The following is a 19,617-nucleotide window of genomic DNA, read 5'->3' on the forward strand; positions in this document are numbered from 1 at the left end:
GTTAATGATCAGAAATATTCTCTACGATCTGAGTGGCTCTTCTTTTTGCTTCTTCCACTTCATCCAGTACCAGACTCACTGCCATACGACGGCCTACATGTGATTCGGGTTTTCCAAAGACTCTTACAAAACTGTCTTTTGTAAAGGCAGTGTCGGGTACTTCAAGTATAGGGGTGTGGCTTTCATTTTTAGCTTTGTAGGCACCACAGGCACCAGAACCGTAGAAGGTAAAGTCAAGAGGCAGTCCAAGCACAGCTCTTACATGCAGAGCAAACTCACTTTGGCTTTGTGTGATCAGTGTGACCATTCCTGTGTCGTGAGGACGCGGACTGAGTTCAGAGAAGTAGACTTCATCATCTTTCACAAAGAATTCCACACCAAAGATACCGCGGCCACCTAGACCATCAGTCACTGCTTTTGCGATCTCCTGTGCTTTTTTGAGTGCTTCAGGTGTCATTTGCATCGGCTGCCATGAGAGGATGAAATCTCCATCTTTCTGGACATGTCCGATAGGTTCACAAAAGGTGGTTCCTGTTTCATTACGCACGGTCAAAAGAGTGATCTCATAGTCAAAAGGGACAAACTCTTCTACGATAAGCTCCGAGGCATCTCCACGTGCTTCTTTCGCGATCTCCCATGAATTTTCTATATCATCTGCTGTTCTTGCGATACTTTGACCATGACCCGATGAACTCATGACCGGTTTGATGACACAAGGGAAACCTATGCGGTTACTGGCTTCTTTAAGCCCTTCAAGCGTAGTAACAAATTCATACCCGCTTGTTTTGAGTCCCAGCTCTTCAGCGGCAAAAACACGGATATTCTTACGGTTCATTGTTTTGTTGACCGCTTCGGCATTTGGGATCACATGAAAACCTTTGGCTTCTGCTTCAAAAAGGGCTGCAATGCTGATCGCTTCCACTTCAGGCAAGATAAAACTAGGCTGCTCTTTTTCTATTAGTGCGAGTACGGCTTCTTTGTCTTGCATGTCTATGGCATAAGAGCGGTTGGCTACAAGGTGTGCAGGGGCATTTTCATATTTATCTACTGCGATGACCTCTATCCCGAGCCGTTGGGCTTCCATAGCAACTTCTTTACCAAGTTCACCTGAACCCAGGAGCATGATCTTAATAGCGTCTTTTTGTAATGTGGTCGTAAATGTCATAAGAAAACCTTCGAAAAAATAATAGATTATTCTAGCGAAAAGTTAAATAATATGTAATGAGTTAAAGGAAAATTTGTAGTAGTTTAAGTAAAAAAGTGAGATGAGTCGTAGGGCAAATGCCCTACTGCTGTAATATTACAGTCTAGACTCGTATCTTCTAAGCATGAAGAGTTTTTTAAGGATTTTCTTGCGCGTTGCAATTTTCTCTTTTTTTCTCTTTTCAGTCTCAGTTTCGTGGTGTTGTCTAGCTCTAGCTTCTGTCACGATAAGATTTCTGTCGCATTGTCTTTTGAATTTTCTGTAAGCATCATCAAAAGAGTCACGTTGTGATAACATAATTCCTGGCATCGAAAAGCACCCCCTTCCTTATCAAGATTTCCTGGTTCTGGACCAAAATAGATAAATATGAATGGGATTATATCGAGTTAGTATTAATTTGTGATAAAATGAAAGTCATAGAAGTAGTAGAAGGAGTCAAGATGCAAAAAGTATTTGAAAATTGTTATGCACTAGATAAAAGGTGTTATGAATCTTATGGGCTGAGTGAAGACATACTCATGGAGCATGCAGCTGCCGGTATGGCAGACTATATACGTACGCATTTTCCCAAAGGCACTTCTGTATTGATCGTGGCAGGGACGGGGAACAATGGTGCAGACGGTATTGCATTGGGACGTCAGCTTCATGGAGATTACGACGTCAAACTCTATCTTCCTTTTCCTCTGCATTCGTCGATGGCAAAAATACAGTTTGAACGTGCCACGCTTTTAGGGCTAAAAATAGTTGATCAAATAAGCCAGGCTGATGTAGTGGTGGATGCACTTTTTGGTGCAGGCCTCAATCGAAACCTAGATGAAGATACAGAACATCTACTGCATCAGCTCAATGCACTAAAAGCGCATAAGATCGCTTGTGACATCCCTACAGGGGTAGGAGAGAAAGGCATACTCATGCCAATGGCATTTCATGCAGATGTGACCTTGACCATGGGAGCCTATAAAGAAGCGTTGTTTTTAGATGCATGTAAAGATGTAGTAGGTGAAGTTCTGCGTATTGATCTTGGCGTAAGTTCACTTTTCTATGAAGGAGAGAGTCAAACCTGTCTACTCGAAAAATCTGATCTGAAACTTCCTAGCAGAACAGAACAGTCTACACATAAAGGTATCTTCGGACATGCAGCTGTATTTTGCGGAGAAAAGGAGGGCGCAGGTATTATCTCAGGAATGGCTGCAGCGACATTTGGTGCAGGGCTTACGACCTTAGTCGTACATGAAAGGATCACCCCTCCTCCTTATCTGATGCACTCAACGGTTGTGCCTGACAATGCATCGGCCATGGCCATAGGTATGGGACTTGGATGTCACTTTGAGAGTGAATTTTTACAGAAGTATGTGGTTAAGAGCCACCTGCCTATTGTACTAGATGCAGACAGTTTCTATAATGAAGAGATCTTGAGTGTTCTGGAACAGAAAGACAGAGAAGTTGTTATCACCCCTCATCCCAAAGAGTTTGTCGTACTTTGGAAAACCCTGACAGGGGAACAATTGACTGTGACACAAGTACAAAACAGACGTTTTGAGATGGTACGAAAGTTTAATGCCAGATATCCGCATATTACACTTCTGCTTAAAGGGGCAAATACCCTTATCATGCAAGAAGAGAGACTCTACATCAACCCTTTGGGATGTTCCAAACTCAGCAAAGGGGGGAGCGGCGATGTGCTTTCGGGTCTCATTGTTGCACTGCTTGCACAAGGGTATACTGCCATTGATGCAGCCATTCAAGCTTCTTTGGCCTTGGTGATCGCTGCGCATCAATATGAGGGTTCTTCTTATGCGATGTTGTCTACGGACCTTGTAGAAGAAGTAGGGAAATTAGAGTGTACGGTTAAGGGCTAAAACGCTACAATGCGACGATAATTAAGTATGACAAAACAAGGCAGGGAAGCATTGAATGGCAAATCGTAAAAAATTAGCAGTACTTTTTAGCGGTAAAGGAAGCAATTTCGCGTATATTGTCAACACTTTACACCATAAAGGATTTGAAGTTGTCGTTGCCTTGACAAATAATCCCAATGCTCAGGGAATAAACATAGCTAAAGAAGCATCTATCCCTCTTGAGATCATAGATTCAAAAGCGTATGAGAGTAGAGAAGCTTTTGATGCTGCAGTGGTAAAATGCCTACAAAAGTACAATCCCGATCTTACCGTACTTGCAGGCTTTATGCGTATCTTGACCCCTGTCTTTACAGAGCAGATCAAAAGTATCAACCTGCATCCCTCTTTGCTGCCAAGACACAAAGGGCTTAAGGCTATAGAGAAAAGTTATGAAGATGAACATACCCATGGCGGTGCATCTGTGCATTATGTCACTTCTGAACTTGATGGAGGAGAGGTGATCTTGCAAAAAGAGATCGCCAAAGAGGGCTTGAGTTTTGAAGACTATGATAAAAAAATACGGAGTATTGAAAAAGTAGCCCTGGTAGAAGCCATTAGAAAAGTCCTGGATTAAATTTTTTTGATGGTATATCTGTGACTGTATTGTGCCCCTTCAGAGGATAGGGTACTCTCATAAATCGTTATTTCAGGGAGGATCACTCCTAAAGATCTTTCACGATAGGTTTTGAGTTTCTCTTTGTAGGCTTTGTAATCATGTATGGCTTTGATACGGCAAAACGTAATGTGCGGTTTGAAACGATAGAGATCAAAGCCTGCATGTTTGAATTCTTTTGCTTTGTTATAGAGTTCTATGGCTTTAGACTTAGAAAAAAAGACTCTAGGCGGCCGTCCGAAATACCCTAATGCTTGTATAGGGACCTGATGTTCCAAGGCAGATATCCCTTGGAGTTTATCAAGGATAGGTTTTACCTCCTCCACATCACCGAGAAATACCCAGGTCAGATGCAGATTTTGCTCTTCTACCCATTTCCCTTCGATAATACCTTTAAAATCTTCTTGTATGGAAGCATAGTCCTCCAGAATGACAGGCGATGCGATGAAGAGTCTCATGGTGGTCCTTTTTTCATAATCAACTATGATATTTTGACATACTTTTTCACTTTTTTCTTAAATGTCAGGTGATCTTTTCAAGATATGGGCTGATTGATGAGCAAAAAGCAGATAGTGTAAAAAATCGCTATAATTAAAAAATGAACTTATAATAGGTAGAAGGAGTATAGCATGCTCAAAAGAAAAATAGCACTGTTTAAACTGCTTGGTTTTACCGTATCTTTGGACGTGAGCTGGGGTATTATTCTTTTTTTGGTGATATGGTCACTTTCTAAGGGTTTCTTTCCGAGTTATTTCCCAGGGCTTAGCCTTCAAACATACTGGCTGATGGGCGTATCCGGGGCGATAGGACTTTTTATTTCTATTATCATCCATGAGTTTTCCCACGCATTGATTGCCCGTAAATATGACATAAAAATAAAAGGTATTACGCTCTTTATCTTTGGGGGTGTGGCTGAGATGAAGGATGAACCCCACACGCCTAAAAGTGAATTTTTGATGGCGATTGCAGGGCCGATAGCCAGCTTTACACTCTCTATCATCTTCAGTGGACTTGCGCAAGTTGCGGAGACATTGAAGTTTTCGGTACCCATTGTCGCTATTTTGGGCTATTTGAGTATGATTAACCTGTTGGTTGCCATTTTCAATATGATACCTGCATTCCCTACGGATGGAGGACGGGTGCTTCGTTCATTTTTATGGTGGATCAAGGGTGATATCCATTGGGCAACACAGATAGCTTCACGTATCAGTCTTCTGTTCGCCGTTGTCATTATCTTCACAGGATTTATGCATATGATAGGAGGTAATGCTATAGGAGGGCTGTGGTGGATACTGATCGGATCTTTTCTTTTCTTTGCAGCGAATGCTTCGTATCAACAGTTAATGATCAAGGAGTCATTTAAAGGGAAGGCCGTACGCCATTTCATGAACCCAGAACCCGTGAGTGTGCCTTTTGATATCACACTGCAAGCGTTTGTGGATAAGTATCTTTATCGTTATCACTATAAAATGTTCCCTGTAAGCAGAGGGGGTAAAATAGCTGGACTCATTACGGTTCAGATGCTAAAGTTACATACACACGAAGAGTGGAAGCGTCTTTACGTGGGACAGGTCATGGAAGAACAAAATTCATCCAATTCGATCGCATCAAATACGCCTATCGACGATGCCCTGAACCAAATGAATGAAAGTGGATTCACACGTTTACTGGTAGTAGAACAGCATAAAATTGTGGGCATCATTACGCTGAAGGACCTGCTTGAATATATCACATTGAAGATGGAGTTGGAGACCATACCATAGAAGCACTTGTTGGATATACCTATATAATTTGGATGAAAATGAATAAATTTGATATAATCAAATCAAAAAGGGAGTCAAGATGGAAGAGTTTGAAACGAATGAACGGGGGAAAGCCGGGTTATCAAGAGCCCTCTATACGATCTTATATTTGATCATAGGCAGGTTTATCTCGATGATCCTTTTTGTGATTGCCATTACCCAATTTATTTACAGTTGGCTGACAGGCGAACCTAATGAAAAGATCTTACATTTTACGGAAGGTTTGGCAGAGTATGCAAAACAGATTGTTTCCTATGTGGGATTCAATACGGATGAAAAACCATGGCCTGTAGGCGATTGGCCGTATGTATAGAAACTTCCTAGTTTAATATCGATCCATCATATTATTCGGGTATATCTATTTAAATGAAAACCTTATAAAATATGTTAGATTATAAGGTTTCCGACCTCCGTCTTTCGTGAAGGGAATGATATATAGTATGAAGTGTGAATTGAAAGTTATCGTATCTAAATAAGATTTCGAAGCCAACGGTGTGCTATAATTCCGCAAAGATACCATAGAGGAACAGACATATGCAGCACTATAATGATGAAAAAAACAAAGCAGGCGCCAAAGTTCTGTTCATGATCGTGCAAATGGTAGTGCTCACTATGGTGTACATCATCATCTATACTTCTTTTGTAGCAGTGGGGTTTGCTATAGACGAGTATGGTTTGAGTGTTCTGATGTATTTCCCAGTGTTTGTGGCACTGGTCATTTTCCCTATTCTCCTTTACAAATATCGACAAATGTTCAATGCAGGTAAAATGATGGGTGCCTTCATATGGACGATGGCTACAGCATCGCTGATTATTGTTTTACTTTATGTCTATGTTGCACAAATTACAGGGTAACTACTCTCCTTGATACGATTTTTCCCTAAAAAACACCAAAAAATACTCAAGCTCTCTCTCCCCGCAGCAGTGAATTCACTGCTCGATATGCTTCAAATTATTACCGACCTTATAATGGTGGGACGACTTTCTGCTTTTGCTGTGGCAGCCGTAGGGCTTGGACTGCAGTCGCTTATGTTCTTGTTTGCGATGCTTTCTTTGCTTCACATCGGTACTTCGGCGCTACTTTCGCGTTTTGTGGGAGCAGGGCAGATGAACCGCGCTTCAGTAGGACTCTCAACCCTGCTTCATTTTGTGCTATACCTCTCTTTGCCACTCATGGCCTTTTGGTACTTTTTCGCCTCAAATATCTATGTATGGTTTGGTACAGCAGTTGAAGTTGTCAGATTGGGTGAAGCGTATGTACAAACGTTGACATGGATGCTTCCTTTTGTATTGGGAAAACTGGTCTTTGTGACGGCACTGAACTCTGCAGGAGATACCCATACCCCTATGAAGATCAAGATAGCCTCTATTGTGCTCAATGTATTTTTAAACTATCTGTTGATCTTCGGTAATCATGGATTTCCGGAACTGGGTGTGATGGGTGCAGCGGTAGGTACCGTGATCGTCAATATCCTGGAACTGATCGTCTATATGGTTCTCTATCTTAAACATAAAACACCATATATACCTGCTTGGCATTACTCTACATCACTCTTAAAACGTGCACTGAAAGTGGGTATTCCTGCTTCGTTTGAACGTTCCTTGACATTTGGAAGTTTTATGCTGTTTACGGTGATCATCGCACAGTATGGCACAGAAGTATTGGCAGGGTATCAGATAGGGTTGCGGGTAGAAGGATTGGCTTTCATGCCGGGTATTGGATTTACCATTGCTGCGATGGCACTCATGGGACAGGGCTTAGGTGCAAAAAAGCCTGAACAGTCCAGAGAAGATGTCATTCTCGTACTCAAATACACCGTTAGTTTCATGTTCTTTCTCTCCTTTTTTATGATATTTATGCCAGAGAAGCTCGTGTGGTTCTTTACCGATGATGCACAAACCATTGAAGAAGCGAGTCTTTATTTGCGTATTGTAGGATTGTCACAAATCCCTTTGGCTTATAATTTTGTCCTTTCTGGTGCCCTGCGGGGAGCAGGGGATACCAAACGAACGTTGAAGATCAATCTTATTTCTGTATGGCTTGTCCGTATCATTCCTGCTTTTGTGTTGAGCTGGTATTTTGAGTCTATCTTGTTGGTCTATATAGCAATGATATCAGATACGTTTGTAAAAGCCACATGGCTCTGGAGGACTTTCGATAAAGGTGAATGGCAAAAGATAAAAGTCTAAACGATCTATTGTCCATTAGTACCTTTCTAAGTCTTACTTTACATCGTCCTTACATCTAAAAAACTTCCACTCTCATACTCCAGAAGTTGAGGGAAAATATTGATAAGATTTTTGGCTGCTTCCCCAGCTGTTTGGATAGGGTTCTCTTTCAATCTTTTGGCCGAGGGGAATAGGGTATCATCCACTTCTTCTATGATATGCTCAACCATAGGAGTACGGATAACCCCCGGTGCCAGTGCGGTAAAATGGATCTCGGGTAACTCTTTGGCATAGACACTGAGTAACATGTTTAGCGCGGCTTTAGAGAGTGAGTATGCACCCCAGCCTTTAGATCCATTCACTGCAGCACCTGAGCTTATCCCTATAACTTGTTTTACCTGTGCATGTTCATGGAGGGTGTCTATGAGTTCTTTGTTTGCCCAGACATTGACTTCCATTACTGCTTTGGCATCCATTAGATCTGTTTGAGAGAGTGTTTTTATGTCACCTAAGAGACCGGCATTAAGGATCACTATGTCAAATGAGCGGTGTTGAAAAAACTCTTTCAGTGTCGATTGGATCATAAAGGTTTCACTCAGGTCATAAGGGAAAAAGAAAAAATGAGGATAATGGTCAAGTTTTTTTGGAATGGTTTTACCTATGGCATAGACCGTGTCACCATTCTCCAAATATTTTGTAGCTAAAGCTTCACCCAACCCAGAACTCACACCCGTAATCAGTATGTTTTTCATCACTCTCATCCTTTTGTAATATATTTGCCATTTTGATATGATATAATTATATCAGAAAGTAAAAGTCCTATAAAACATGATGGAATCATGATATTTTAACGGGATCTATCTAATCAAAAAGGAAAGCAATGAGCAATAAAGAAGTAAAAACTTTAGATCAAAGAATTGAGCGTATCTATAAAATGGCAAAAGAACATTTTGGTGAAGTACGTTTTGTAGGGATCAAAAAACATACAAAGATAGGTTGGGTTGCCAAGATACAGTTTGACGAGTTTGAATCTCTTGTTGCTGAAGGTGAAAATGCTACAGTTGCATTGAAAAATCTACGTAAACGTCTTTCAAGAATTATAGACCGTTACAATATGGTATAAACTTTGAAAAAGAATATTATTCTCATAGGTTTCATGGGTGTAGGGAAAGGTACGACTGCCCGTGCATTTGCAAAAAAATATGGTACCTATATCATAGATACAGATGATCTTATAGAATCTAAAGAGAACAAAGAGGTCAAAAAAATATTTGCTAAAAAAGGTGAAGCGTATTTTAGAGCACAAGAACAGGTCACTGCCAACTGGATAGAGAAATGTGTGACAGGTACGCTCATCTCTTGCGGCGGTGGTTTTTATAAAGTGGATAATCTTAAAAAACTGGGTACGGTCGTGTTGCTCGATGCTTCATTTGAATGGATTCATCAGCGTCTGAAAACAGCGAAAAATGCTGAATCAAAACTTGCAAAACGTCCACTTTTTTCAGATGAAAAAAAGGCAAAGAAACTCTATAATGAACGTGAAAAGGCGTATAGAAAAGTGGCAGATGTGATCATAGATGTGGAAAATCTTACTTTAGAGGAACAGATCACGCAAATTGCTAAAAAATGTAAGGTTTAATGACCGTTTTGTTTTAAACTCCAGTGATCCAACCCTTTATACACAGCGGTCAGTAAGCCGAATATAAGCATGGTGCTACCCATGCAGTAGGGTGCTTGTTCTATAAATGGGGTGGGAGATTGTGAGATGGTAAAGATAACATATCCCCACACTAAAAAAGCGATAAACCCCAGCAGGCGCTTGGTCCAAATGATAAGTAAGAGTGATGTTTCTTTTTTCATATGCTTATTTTATCCAAATTTGATATAATTTCAACAAATAAACTTTGAGAGTATAAATTGCAACGATTTGAAACGTATCTAAATGAAAACCTGCCACAAGTACCAAGTTTCCACCCTATCTATGAAGAGGCACTTGGCGTCATGCTGACTGCCGGGGGAAAACGTTTTCGTCCTATGCTGCTTTTAAATATCGTTGATGCCTATGAACCAATGCTCTATGATTCTGCATTACCTGTAGCACTTGCACTTGAAATGTTCCATACCTACTCTCTTATACATGATGATCTTCCTGCGATGGATGATGCTGATCTGCGTCGCGGACATGAGACCTTACATAAACGTTTTGATGAGGTAACTGCCATACTTGCAGGAGATGCACTTAACACGGATGCTTTTTATCTCATCGCCAAAGCACCACTGCGTGCAGATGTGAAAATCAAACTTGTAGAATTATTGGCACGTGATGGCGGCGGTCGCGGTATGGTACTTGGACAGGCCATAGACTGTTATTTTGAGAATACCCCCCTGGATATTGAACAGGTCAAAACACTGCATAAGAACAAAACGGCCAAACTCATCGCCACTTCCATGCAGATGGGAGCGATTATCGTAGGACTTGAGAAGAAAGAACAAGATGCACTCTATGATTTTGGTATCGAACTGGGATTGTTATTTCAAATACAAGATGACATTATCGATGAGACACAGAGTGAGGAAGAAGCAGGTAAGACCACAGGAAATGACAGTGATAAAAATAGCTTTGTCAATCTTTTAGGACTGGAGAAGAGTGTTGAAGAAGCAGATACTCTGGCAAAAGATTTACAAAGACGATTTGAAGACTTTGATGAGAAGCTGCAAATGGCTTTACAACCCTTGATGAACACATACCTATACAGACATAACTAAAGGAATAACTATGGCAATGACAGAGCAGAACATTATGCGTAAAAAGATGGCAAATACGATCAGATTTTTAGCGGCTGATATGGTACAAAAAGCAAATTCAGGACACCCGGGTGCACCTATGGGTCTTGCAGATATCGCAGTAGTGTTGAGTGAAAAACTGAGCCATAACCCTAAAAATCCAAAATGGCTCAACCGTGACCGTTTGGTTTTCTCAGGAGGGCATGCTTCTGCACTAATCTACTCTCTTTTACATCTTTGGGGTTACAATGTAACTCTTGACGATCTGAAAAATTTCCGTCAACTAGATTCTAAGACACCGGGACACCCGGAGTATGGACATACGGATGGTATAGAGATCACGACAGGTCCTTTGGGACAGGGTATCGCTAATGCTGTAGGTTTTGCTATGGCAGAAGCGTATACCGCCAATCAAGTAAACTCAGAGACCTGTGAACTAATAGACCATAAAGTCTATTGTCTCTGTGGTGACGGTGACCTGCAAGAAGGTATCTCTTATGAAGCCTGTGCCCTTGCTGGACACTTGGGGCTTAAAGATATGGTGCTTATCTATGACAACAATGCAATTACGATCGAAGGTGATACAAGTATTGCATGGAGTGAAGATGTAGCCAAGCGTTTTGAAGCGCAGAACTGGAACGTGATGAAGATCAACGGGCACTGTTATGATGACATCGAAAAAGCGTTGGAAGAAGTAAAAACAGCCACTAAACCTACCATTATCATTGCCAATACGATTATCGGTAAGGGTGCAGGCGATATGGAAGGGTCTCATCATACACATGGTGCACCTCTTGGCGCTGACATCATTGCTGAGTCAAAAGCCAAAGAAGGTTTTGATCCTGAAGCCTTTTTCCAAATCCCAGAAGATGTACTACTCAGATTCAGATGTGCATTAGAACAGGGTGAACTTGCGGAAAAAGAGTGGATTCACAGACAAAAAGAAGCACCGCTTATAGAGCAGAACAAAGCGTTGGATAGACTGCTTAACCCTGATTTCTCCGCGATCGAGTTCCCGGACTTTTCTGGAGATGCTACGATGGCAACAAGAGACTCAAACGGTAAGATACTCAATGCCATAGCCACAGCTGTCCCCTCTTTCATTGGGGGGTCAGCAGACTTGGCGCCGTCGAACAAAACAGAGTTAAAAGATCTGGGAGATTTCCCTAAAGGAAGAAACCTGCACTTTGGTATCCGTGAGCACTCTATGGCTGCTATCACAAATGCTATAGCGCTGTATGGTACAACGATCCCGTTTAATGCAACATTCTTTGTATTCTCGGATTATCTCAAGCCCGCAGCACGTATCGCAGCATTGACAAAGATTCAAAACTTCTTTGTGTGGACGCATGACAGTATCGGTGTAGGGGAAGATGGTCCTACACATGAGCCTATCGAGCATATGTCTCAGTTTAGAGCTTTGCCTAACTTCTATGTATGGAGACCGGCAGATGCAACGGAGAACGTAGAAGCATGGAAAACAGCACTGACTATGCAGGCACCACACGGTTTTGTTTTGAGCCGTCAAAAACTTCAAACACTGAAGCCAAAAAGAGATTTCGGTGATGTAAGCAAAGGTGCTTATATCGTCAAAAAAAGAAAAGATGCGAACATGACATTGATGGCTTCAGGATCTGAATTGATGACTTGTCTCAAGGCAGCATGTCACCTGGCGGTACTTGGTATCAAAGCAAACGTGGTTTCCGTACCATGTCTTGATCTTTTCAATGAGCAGGATACAGAATACAAAGCAGCAGTGGTGGATCCAAATACAAAAGTACTCGCAGTAGAAGCAGCGACAGGTACAGAGTACTACCGTTATGCAGATGATGTTCTGGGAATGGAAAGTTTCGGAGCCTCAGCACCGGCAGAGCAACTCTTTGAGAAGTTCGGATTTACACAGGAAGGTATCATGAAGCGTGCATGTAAACTCATGGATGTAGAGTACAGAGAAGTAGAGCTTGGAGAGTGTAAACTCTAATCTTATTTTTAATTTGTTATGATCGTTATTCAAATCCCTTGAGATTTGTATGACGAGACTTAAAATAAACTCTTTTTTAGCGCTTAAAAATATAGGTAAATGTGTTAATATTGTCTTTCGAGTGAACGCTATATTTGATATGGTTTTTCTCACAAATATTTTTTACCATATTTAATCCCAATCCTAAACTCCGTTTTGCACCATAACTTTCTGTATAATCTTTATCAAATATTTTAGATACATTCTGTATATTTGGTCCTTTAGAGATAAATTTCAAAATTATTTCTGAATTTGTTTTTTCCAAAACAATCTCTATTTCACTTTTATCGTAACTATGTTTAATGGCATTAGATAGATTATTGTCGATGAGCCTTTCCAATTCTGTATCATTGATAGTTATTTTTATATCGTTTGGAATATCGGTAGATATAGTTTTATTATTGGCATTGGCAATGACGTCAAAAAAGTGAACTCTTTCATTAAGAAAGTTTGTAAAGTCAATCTCTATGGGCATGTATTCTATCCTATCATTTGAAATAATATAGGATAGGTCCTCATATGAATTAGAAAGCATGTTTATAGCTGAATGTATTTGTGTTATACAAGAAGAATTTTGTAATTCAGTTTGCATTTCTATGAGTGAAGTGTTTGTCATAATGACGGTGAGTGGCGTTCTTATCTGGTGTACCATATCAGCAATGAACAGTTTGTTTTCCTCCAGTAGTGTCTGATTCTTTTCTACTTGTTCTTGAAGTGTTATATGTAGCACTTCAAGTTCTTTTTTATCTTTGTATTCTTCAGTTTTATTTTCTATGATTCCCACGCCACCAAGAATAGTATTGTCTGTATCTTTAAACGAAAAAGCTGTTATCTTTATCCAAAAAAAAGTGCCGTTTGGAGCAAGATAAGATCCTGTATATGATTGATGGCCTTTGGTGAGAGAAAGATTAAATATGTTTAAAATATTTTTATTGTGGAGAGAGCCAAGGTTCATCCCTATCATAGTATTGTCTTGCCCAAATATCTCATATACATGTTTATTGGCATATGAGATATTCAAGTGGGTATCATATGAAAACATGGCAAGAGGTGATTCTGCAAATATGTTATTTAGCAGATCTTGTTGTTCTTTTAACGCTTTGAGGTTTTTTTGTTCCGTATAGTTATTATGGATCATACCTACCTGTGATATGAAAAATAATATCATGAGTAGTGAAAGGATGTTACCTGGTGATGAGTGGATCATCAATAAAGATCCAATTAAAGGAAGCATAATGATGCTGACATATACTATAGCAATACGAAAATCAGCTGATAAAGAAGTTGTTCCCCCGGCAGTGATACCCACTAAAGATGCCAGTACAAAAAGTTGATAATATTCATTCAGGTAAGGGATAAATACAAAGCTGAGTGAAGATACCAGCAATGCTAATAACAAAACAGATAACATAAATTTGTTATGCCATGTTGCAAGCGAATACCTTTGAAAGTTTGTTTTGAAAAGATATAGATCATAGAGTCTTAATAGTATAACTGTAATCATTAGACTAGCCCAGATGACAATAGTATAGGAAAGTTCAGAATATAAAAATATTGCTATAAGTATAGTAAATATTAGGGCGGTTGGAAGACTTTTTTGTGTAAGAGTATAGAGTGTAGTTACCATAGAGGTATTTATAGGTTGTAATTGTTTTAATTTGGATTGTATTTGTTGAAGTTTATCTTTGAGATTCAATAATATACCCCTCTCTGATTTTTGTTTGTATTATATTAAAGGGTAGTTTTTTTCTCAGTTCAACAAGCAACTGTCGTAAAGGATATGTCTCTTTAATCTCACCTTCCCAAACATAATCATGAATCAGCGCATTAGGAACAACAGTGTTTATATGTTTCATCAATAGGGCACAAAATCTTTTTTCTTTATATCTAAATTTTATAGGCCTGTTTTGATAATAGAATTCTTCTCTGCTGAGATCATAAGTAAGTTCATCGTTTAAAGTGATGATTTCAGGCTTATTGATAGCCAACAAATTATTGATCCGTATATCGAGCTCTTTTAAATGAAATGGTTTCTTGATGTATTCACTGCAACCATTTTCAAAGGCCGTAGAAAAATTTTGTATCTCCAAAGATGCAGTAATAATGATGATTGGTGTATTCAGATCTGTTTTTCGAATGTGTTTAAGTAGGTCTAAACCATTAATACGAGGGATGTTGATATCAATAATATAAAGATCGAAATTACCATTATCTATTTGATCAATGGCATCTAAGCCATCTTTCATACATATAGTATCAAACTTTTTGATTTCACAAAATCTGCTAATGGCAATGCTCAGTTGAACATCATCTTCTATAATCAATACATTCATGACTAAAACTATACTCTCTTTCTGTCATATTTCTGTCATATTTGGTTGAAAAATCTTAGATGACGAGAATAATGACATCAATAAGGTATAGTTTGAAACGAAATAGTTGTAAAGGAGGATTGAAAACGTGAGATCTATTCAAAGAACGTTAGACACTCGATGACAAAAAACAAGAAAATTTATTCAGGGGGACAGACAAAGTAACGCATATTGATACTCTGCAATGGCGTGCTCCATCCTATGCAGTAGGTTTTCTCTGCGCTTTTCACAACAGTATACTCTTTTTGAAAATAGTGTTTAAGTACGGTTTCTATGGAAGGGTTTTCCCCTTCGGTTTCCACTATCCAGATAAAGGTCAGTTTTTTTAACTGATGTACCTCTTTTCTTTTTCGGATGATGGCACGTAAAGATGCCTCGACCTCACAATCGGTAGTTTCTTCACTAAGAACAGTAACATCGATAACAGCTTCCAGCCCATCGACACTTTGAATTTTTTTCCAGTAGTCATGTTTGAATTTATTGAAAAATGTCGGTTTAGGGATAGTTTTGCTTTTGGCTACGATATAGTTGACCCTTTGGATGTAAGAAGGTGCCTGTGAAACAATCTTTTCGATCTGCGTATCGTCATAGGCACAAGGGGTAAATCCTTCTGTATCTAAAAGGTTGTTTTGTGTGAAAAAAGCAAGAGACGAGGGTTCCGTGATCCTTGTCTTTTCATGGACCACAGCGACAGGATACTCTTTTTGACATCCATAGTGACTCTCATTAAAGAGCAGATGTAATGCATCTTTTATCTGTATATTCGAAGGCGTATGTCTAAGTGCCTCCTGGAGCTCTTTAATAAGTGGTGTAAGCATTAACTCAACATCCCTCTGATCTCATCTTCATCTATGAGGTCTTTTTCATATTTGACAACAGCGATGTTCTCTGTTTCATTCACATAACTCTCTACAATAGCTTCATGACTCGTCAGTGAAGCAACTCTTTCACGGTCAAAGATGTCTAGTGGAAGGTACACATTCCCTCTGTTGTTCGGGTTTGGCATGGTCGCTACCCAGATGAACCATACTACAGAGATGATCGCTACCACAACGGCAAGTGTTGCTCTGTCATAGTGCTGCATGAGCCAACCTGCAAGCAGACCACCCAAGAAGATACCAACATAGGCAAAAGTATTTGCCACACCCAGTGCTGCACCTTTTTGATGGACTTTGGCAAACTTGGCTACAAAACTCTGTAAGAGAGGCTCAAACATATTGAATCCGATAAAGAAAAGCACTACACCCACGACAAAGACCCACGCAGCACTAGCAAATCCCATCGCAAGAAAACCTAAGAAAATAACAGAAACCGAGATCATAAAGACTTGTTTCCCTTTGCCGTACTTCTCTCCAAATATTGCTGCAGGTGCCATAGCGAAGAAACCAAAGATCATCGCAGGGAAATAGACTTTCCATAACTCAGATTTTTCCCAACCAAAGCCACCTTCTGTCAGTCCTTGTGTCATCACAACCGGAATGATAAAAAATGCCATGGTCATAATAGACGAATGGAAAAGAAAAGTAATGTACATACGTGTCAGAGACTTGTCTTTAAAGACTTCTAGCATTTTAGACTCTTCTTCTGCATAGCTGTGAACAATGGTTGGAGGTTGAGGTACGGCAGTAAATAAAATACCGATCGCCATCACTGAAAGAATAGCAGTCAGCCAAAAGAGTTTGTCTATCCCCCAGTAACCACCTACAACAGGTGCGATGATCATCGCTGCTGCAAAGCTCAGCGCGATCGTCCCACCCATGATGGCCATGGCATGTGCACGCTGCTCTTCTTTTACCAGATCTGCAACCATCGCTGAGACCACAGAACCGATGGCTCCTGCACCTTGTAAAAAACGTCCGACAAGAAGCATATAAATATTCTCGCTGAGTGCAGCGATCACTGAACCGATGATAAAGATGATCAGACCAAAAAGTAGAGTCTTTTTACGTCCTACTTTGTCACTAACCAGTCCAAAAGGTACTTGAAAAGCTGCTTGAGTAAGCGCATAACCACCTACAACAAGACCTGCAAGGAAGGGTGTTGCACCTTCCATGTCAAGTGCATAGATGGAGAGAACAGGAAGAACGATAAAGAGTCCAAAAAATCTCAGACCCACAATGAGACTGAGCGGCATGATCTGTTTAATCATAGTGATACCTCTATTTAGATAAAATTTCTCTCATTATATAACGAAATATTTAAGAGTAGATGATAAAGAGAAAGATCTGTCATCTCTCGTAAAAGAGGAAGCTTGAGTGGAAGGGATTTTCACAAAGTTTCACTCTGTGACAAGGAGAGAGAAATGCGTATCGTTCTAGCGACAGGGAATAAAGGAAAACTACGTGAATTTAAACAAATGTGTCAAGATGAAGTGGTTGCTTTTTCTGAACTTTTAGGTGAATTTGATATCGTAGAAGACGGAGATACATTTTCGGCCAATGCACTCATAAAAGCACGTGCGATCTATGAGAAACTGGGGGAAGAGTATCTGGTGATATCAGATGACAGTGGTATTTCTCTACCACTACTTGACGGGGCACCGGGGATTTACTCGGCACGTTATGCAGGAGAAGGTGCGACAGATAAAGAGAACCTCTATAAACTGATAGAAAAGCTTAAAGAAAGAGGTGTAAAGTCTACACCGGCATATTATACTGCAGCGATCGCTATCGTTTCCAAGTATGGAGAGTATGTGGTGCATGGTTGGATGCATGGAGATGTCATAGATGAAGCCAGAGGAGAGAAAGGGTTCGGGTATGATCCGATGTTCATCCCTGCAGGATTTGACAAGACACTAGGGCAGTTAGATGATGATGTGAAAAAAAGGATATCACACAGAGCACAAGCAATGAAATTGGCACAGCCGATCATACAAATGTTAAAGGGTAAACAATGAAAAAACAGTTTATGGAAGATCTTCAGGTCATTTATGACGAATTGCAAAGCAGACAGGCCGGTCTTAATGCCTACTATGAACTTTTAGATAAGGGGCATGACAAAGCTAACGAGATCGTGGATGCTTTTTTAAGCCTCATAGATATCCCTAGAGATGATGACGCTACGATGGCTGCACTTACACGTATCGTTAATCTTCGTGAAGATGCCTTGGAACAGGTTTTGGAAAAAAATGGTTGTTCTGCAGATGAGATAAGAGTGAAAAAAGAGTTGGCATACGGATTTGTCAGTACGATGTATATCACACGGCATGAAAATTTCATTGCATGGGTAGAGGAGAAGCAGCTTCTTACACCTTTTTATCGTTCGTTGATGCTTGGTGTACATTATGTTGGTGTTGCTATGAGCGTCTGGCAGAGCCACTGGACAGATCACATTCTTTATTCTGTGAACCTTGAACTCAGCGAAATGTTTAATGGTGATGATGCAAAAGTATTTGAGATGCTTCAGAATGAGTCTCTACTAGATGCAGACGAGAGTGGATCTGTAGGAGATAGATCTTACTCTGTACTTAAAAAAGAGGATACAGGGTATAAAAGTGTTGCCTATGCGGAAGCATTTCCTGAAGAGGTGACACAAGTGACTACAGCACTTGAACAGCTCATTGCACTTTTGAACCAACATGAAGATACTGTCTTTCATCAAAAAGCAGAGTGGATAGCCTATTTTACAGCGATCAAAGCGGCTTTTATGCATACAAAAACCGATGAACTGATAGGTAAATGGGCAGATGTAGACAGACGTTGGATGGCTGTAACGACACCTTTGCAGGTAGGGCATCCGTTAGAGTATTATGAAGATCATTATAGAAAAGCTGTTGCACTAGAGTGGGATCTTCGTATTGTCAATCCTAAATTACAAGAAGGTTCAAGTACGCGTAACAACATTAAACTTTTTGCCTATGAAATGGCAAAAGATTTTGGTGAAGAAGCCTTGCATACTATGAGCAAGAATCTTTTACAGGTTGATGAAACCCAACTCTATATAGGTCAACCCGTCCTTTACTACGGAGCAGAATTCAATGGTCTTTTCTCGGCACAAGTAGTACCGAATGATGAACAGGTTTCAGCAGAACTTGGCAAGAAGATCTTTGCGTATGCCGATTTTGTCATGGAGTCTAAAAAATCCAAACCTATCATGAAACTTTCCGTTGAAACAATGGGTGAAGATTTTGTGAAGACACAAAGAGAGCTTATAGATACAGATCCTAACCTTTGGCATGAGCTTTATGATATCTCTACTGTAGGACATGAGTACGGACATATCTTATGGATAGATGCAGATACAGAAACCAAGATGAATGCTTCTGGACAGTTTAAAAATATCGAAGAGTTCAAGGCGACAGCAGGTGGATTGATGGCATTTTTCTCCAATGAGCGTGAAGCGCTGAAAACACACATTGTAGATGATCTTGTTTCTCGTGCTGTAGGGCTGATGGCCTGGCGTGAAGTAGGTGAAGTATTGCCCTATTATTGTGAAGGATTGATCCATCTGGATATTCTTTTCAGCTCAGGTGTTATCACGTATGACGGAGAGATACGCATTGACTACAGCAAGTATGGCAAGATGAAAGAAACCTATCAAAATGCCTATAGAAATTTAGCCGAAAATTATCTTTCAAAAGTAGATGCAAATCTTTATTTAAGTACCTATGCAAGTAAAGAAAATGGTGTATATTTACCGGTAAAAGAGGAGATAAGATCGTTTGTAGAGCATTATTATACAAGATATAAAGAGATAGGTCAGCAAACTATCGTACTTTCTTAAGCGCGCAGTAGAAGGGACCTCCTTCTCTTCTAC

Annotated in this window: 21 protein-coding genes; 12 read left to right on the forward strand and 9 right to left on the reverse strand. The window is 40.0% G+C overall.

Annotated elements, in window-relative coordinates:
* Position 1 precedes the first annotated feature (1 nt).
* Positions 2-1,165, reverse strand: coding sequence for a formate-dependent phosphoribosylglycinamide formyltransferase (gene purT, locus LDM93_RS09455; protein ID WP_223892159.1), 1,164 nt, complete (start codon positions 1,163-1,165; stop codon positions 2-4).
* 135 nt (positions 1,166-1,300) lie between these two features.
* On the reverse strand, positions 1,301-1,513 hold the full coding sequence (rpsU, locus tag LDM93_RS09460) for a 30S ribosomal protein S21 (protein WP_223892160.1): 213 nt from the start codon (positions 1,511-1,513) through the stop codon (positions 1,301-1,303).
* A gap of 131 nt (positions 1,514-1,644) precedes the next feature.
* Between rpsU and LDM93_RS09465 the strand changes: the two genes are divergently transcribed.
* Together LDM93_RS09465 and purN are read left to right on the forward strand one after the other, a co-directional pair.
* Complete coding sequence (locus tag LDM93_RS09465; RefSeq protein ID WP_223892161.1) at positions 1,645-3,063, forward strand: NAD(P)H-hydrate dehydratase; 1,419 nt, start codon at positions 1,645-1,647, stop codon at positions 3,061-3,063.
* Positions 3,064-3,118: 55 nt separating this feature from the next.
* Positions 3,119-3,676: a phosphoribosylglycinamide formyltransferase gene (gene purN, locus LDM93_RS09470; protein ID WP_223892162.1), complete on the forward strand. Its 558-nt coding sequence runs from the start codon at positions 3,119-3,121 to the stop codon at positions 3,674-3,676.
* Here the strand turns inward: purN and thpR are convergent.
* Complete coding sequence (gene thpR, locus LDM93_RS09475; protein ID WP_223892163.1) at positions 3,673-4,173, reverse strand: RNA 2',3'-cyclic phosphodiesterase; 501 nt, start codon at positions 4,171-4,173, stop codon at positions 3,673-3,675. The genes purN and thpR overlap by 4 nt on opposite strands.
* Before the next feature lie 171 nt (positions 4,174-4,344).
* Here thpR and LDM93_RS09480 point away from each other — a divergent pair, with 171 nt between their 5' ends.
* From LDM93_RS09480 to LDM93_RS09495, 4 genes are all read left to right on the forward strand, one after another.
* A complete protein-coding gene (locus LDM93_RS09480) occupies positions 4,345-5,478 on the forward strand; it encodes a site-2 protease family protein (protein WP_223892164.1) in 1,134 nt (377 codons plus the stop codon).
* Between the two features lie 79 nt (positions 5,479-5,557).
* Positions 5,558-5,830, forward strand: coding sequence for a DUF4389 domain-containing protein (locus LDM93_RS09485; RefSeq protein ID WP_223892165.1), 273 nt, complete (start codon positions 5,558-5,560; stop codon positions 5,828-5,830).
* Between the two features lie 221 nt (positions 5,831-6,051).
* On the forward strand, positions 6,052-6,372 hold the full coding sequence (locus LDM93_RS09490; RefSeq protein ID WP_223892166.1) for a hypothetical protein: 321 nt from the start codon (positions 6,052-6,054) through the stop codon (positions 6,370-6,372).
* A gap of 9 nt (positions 6,373-6,381) precedes the next feature.
* Positions 6,382-7,707 carry an MATE family efflux transporter gene (locus LDM93_RS09495; RefSeq protein WP_223892167.1) on the forward strand — a complete coding sequence of 442 codons (1,326 nt, stop codon included), beginning with the start codon at positions 6,382-6,384 and terminating at the stop codon, positions 7,705-7,707.
* Positions 7,708-7,745: 38 nt separating this feature from the next.
* On the opposite strand, the gene LDM93_RS09500 is transcribed toward LDM93_RS09495, so the two are convergent.
* Positions 7,746-8,438, reverse strand: a complete 693-nt coding sequence (locus LDM93_RS09500) for an SDR family NAD(P)-dependent oxidoreductase (protein WP_223892168.1) — start codon at positions 8,436-8,438, stop codon at positions 7,746-7,748.
* Between the two features lie 128 nt (positions 8,439-8,566).
* Between LDM93_RS09500 and LDM93_RS09505 the strand changes: the two genes are divergently transcribed.
* Both LDM93_RS09505 and LDM93_RS09510 read left to right on the forward strand, forming a co-directional pair.
* Complete coding sequence (locus tag LDM93_RS09505; protein WP_223892169.1) at positions 8,567-8,809, forward strand: hypothetical protein; 243 nt, start codon at positions 8,567-8,569, stop codon at positions 8,807-8,809.
* Between the two features lie 3 nt (positions 8,810-8,812).
* Positions 8,813-9,325, forward strand: a complete 513-nt coding sequence (locus LDM93_RS09510) for a shikimate kinase (RefSeq protein ID WP_223892170.1) — start codon at positions 8,813-8,815, stop codon at positions 9,323-9,325.
* Here LDM93_RS09510 and LDM93_RS09515 read toward each other — a convergent pair.
* Positions 9,322-9,546 carry a hypothetical protein gene (locus LDM93_RS09515; protein ID WP_223892171.1) on the reverse strand — a complete coding sequence of 75 codons (225 nt, stop codon included), beginning with the start codon at positions 9,544-9,546 and terminating at the stop codon, positions 9,322-9,324. The two genes, LDM93_RS09510 and LDM93_RS09515, sit on opposite strands and share 4 nt — an antisense overlap.
* A 57-nt stretch (positions 9,547-9,603) precedes the next feature.
* On the opposite strand from LDM93_RS09515, the gene LDM93_RS09520 reads away from it, so the two are divergent.
* Complete coding sequence (locus LDM93_RS09520) at positions 9,604-10,452, forward strand: polyprenyl synthetase family protein (protein WP_223892172.1); 849 nt, start codon at positions 9,604-9,606, stop codon at positions 10,450-10,452.
* A 10-nt stretch (positions 10,453-10,462) separates the two neighbouring features.
* Complete coding sequence (gene tkt, locus LDM93_RS09525; RefSeq protein ID WP_223892173.1) at positions 10,463-12,451, forward strand: transketolase; 1,989 nt, start codon at positions 10,463-10,465, stop codon at positions 12,449-12,451.
* Positions 12,452-12,527: 76 nt separating this feature from the next.
* On the opposite strand, the gene LDM93_RS09530 is transcribed toward tkt, so the two are convergent.
* The 4 genes from LDM93_RS09530 to LDM93_RS09545 form a co-directional block, all read right to left on the reverse strand.
* A complete protein-coding gene (locus tag LDM93_RS09530) occupies positions 12,528-14,186 on the reverse strand; it encodes a PAS domain-containing sensor histidine kinase (protein WP_223892174.1) in 1,659 nt (552 codons plus the stop codon).
* A complete protein-coding gene (locus LDM93_RS09535; RefSeq protein WP_223892175.1) occupies positions 14,170-14,823 on the reverse strand; it encodes a response regulator transcription factor in 654 nt (217 codons plus the stop codon). Before LDM93_RS09535 ends, LDM93_RS09530 begins: the two co-directional genes overlap by 17 nt.
* Before the next feature lie 179 nt (positions 14,824-15,002).
* Entirely contained in the window at positions 15,003-15,680 is a 678-nt protein-coding gene (locus tag LDM93_RS09540; protein WP_223892176.1) for a hypothetical protein, read from the reverse strand.
* Positions 15,680-17,011 (reverse strand): MFS transporter, encoded by a 1,332-nt coding sequence (locus LDM93_RS09545; protein WP_223892177.1) that lies wholly within the window; start codon positions 17,009-17,011, stop codon positions 15,680-15,682. Before LDM93_RS09545 ends, LDM93_RS09540 begins: the two co-directional genes overlap by 1 nt.
* A gap of 153 nt (positions 17,012-17,164) precedes the next feature.
* On the opposite strand from LDM93_RS09545, the gene rdgB reads away from it, so the two are divergent.
* Both rdgB and ciaB read left to right on the forward strand, forming a co-directional pair.
* Positions 17,165-17,758, forward strand: coding sequence for an RdgB/HAM1 family non-canonical purine NTP pyrophosphatase (rdgB, locus tag LDM93_RS09550; protein ID WP_223892178.1), 594 nt, complete (start codon positions 17,165-17,167; stop codon positions 17,756-17,758).
* Positions 17,755-19,584 carry an invasion protein CiaB gene (ciaB, locus tag LDM93_RS09555; RefSeq protein WP_223892179.1) on the forward strand — a complete coding sequence of 610 codons (1,830 nt, stop codon included), beginning with the start codon at positions 17,755-17,757 and terminating at the stop codon, positions 19,582-19,584. The genes rdgB and ciaB overlap by 4 nt, the downstream gene beginning before the upstream one ends.
* Positions 19,585-19,617: the final 33 nt, after the last annotated feature.

The organism is Sulfurovum sp. TSL6 (assembly GCF_019972115.1).
Classification (GTDB): Bacteria; Campylobacterota; Campylobacteria; order Campylobacterales; family Sulfurovaceae; genus Sulfurovum.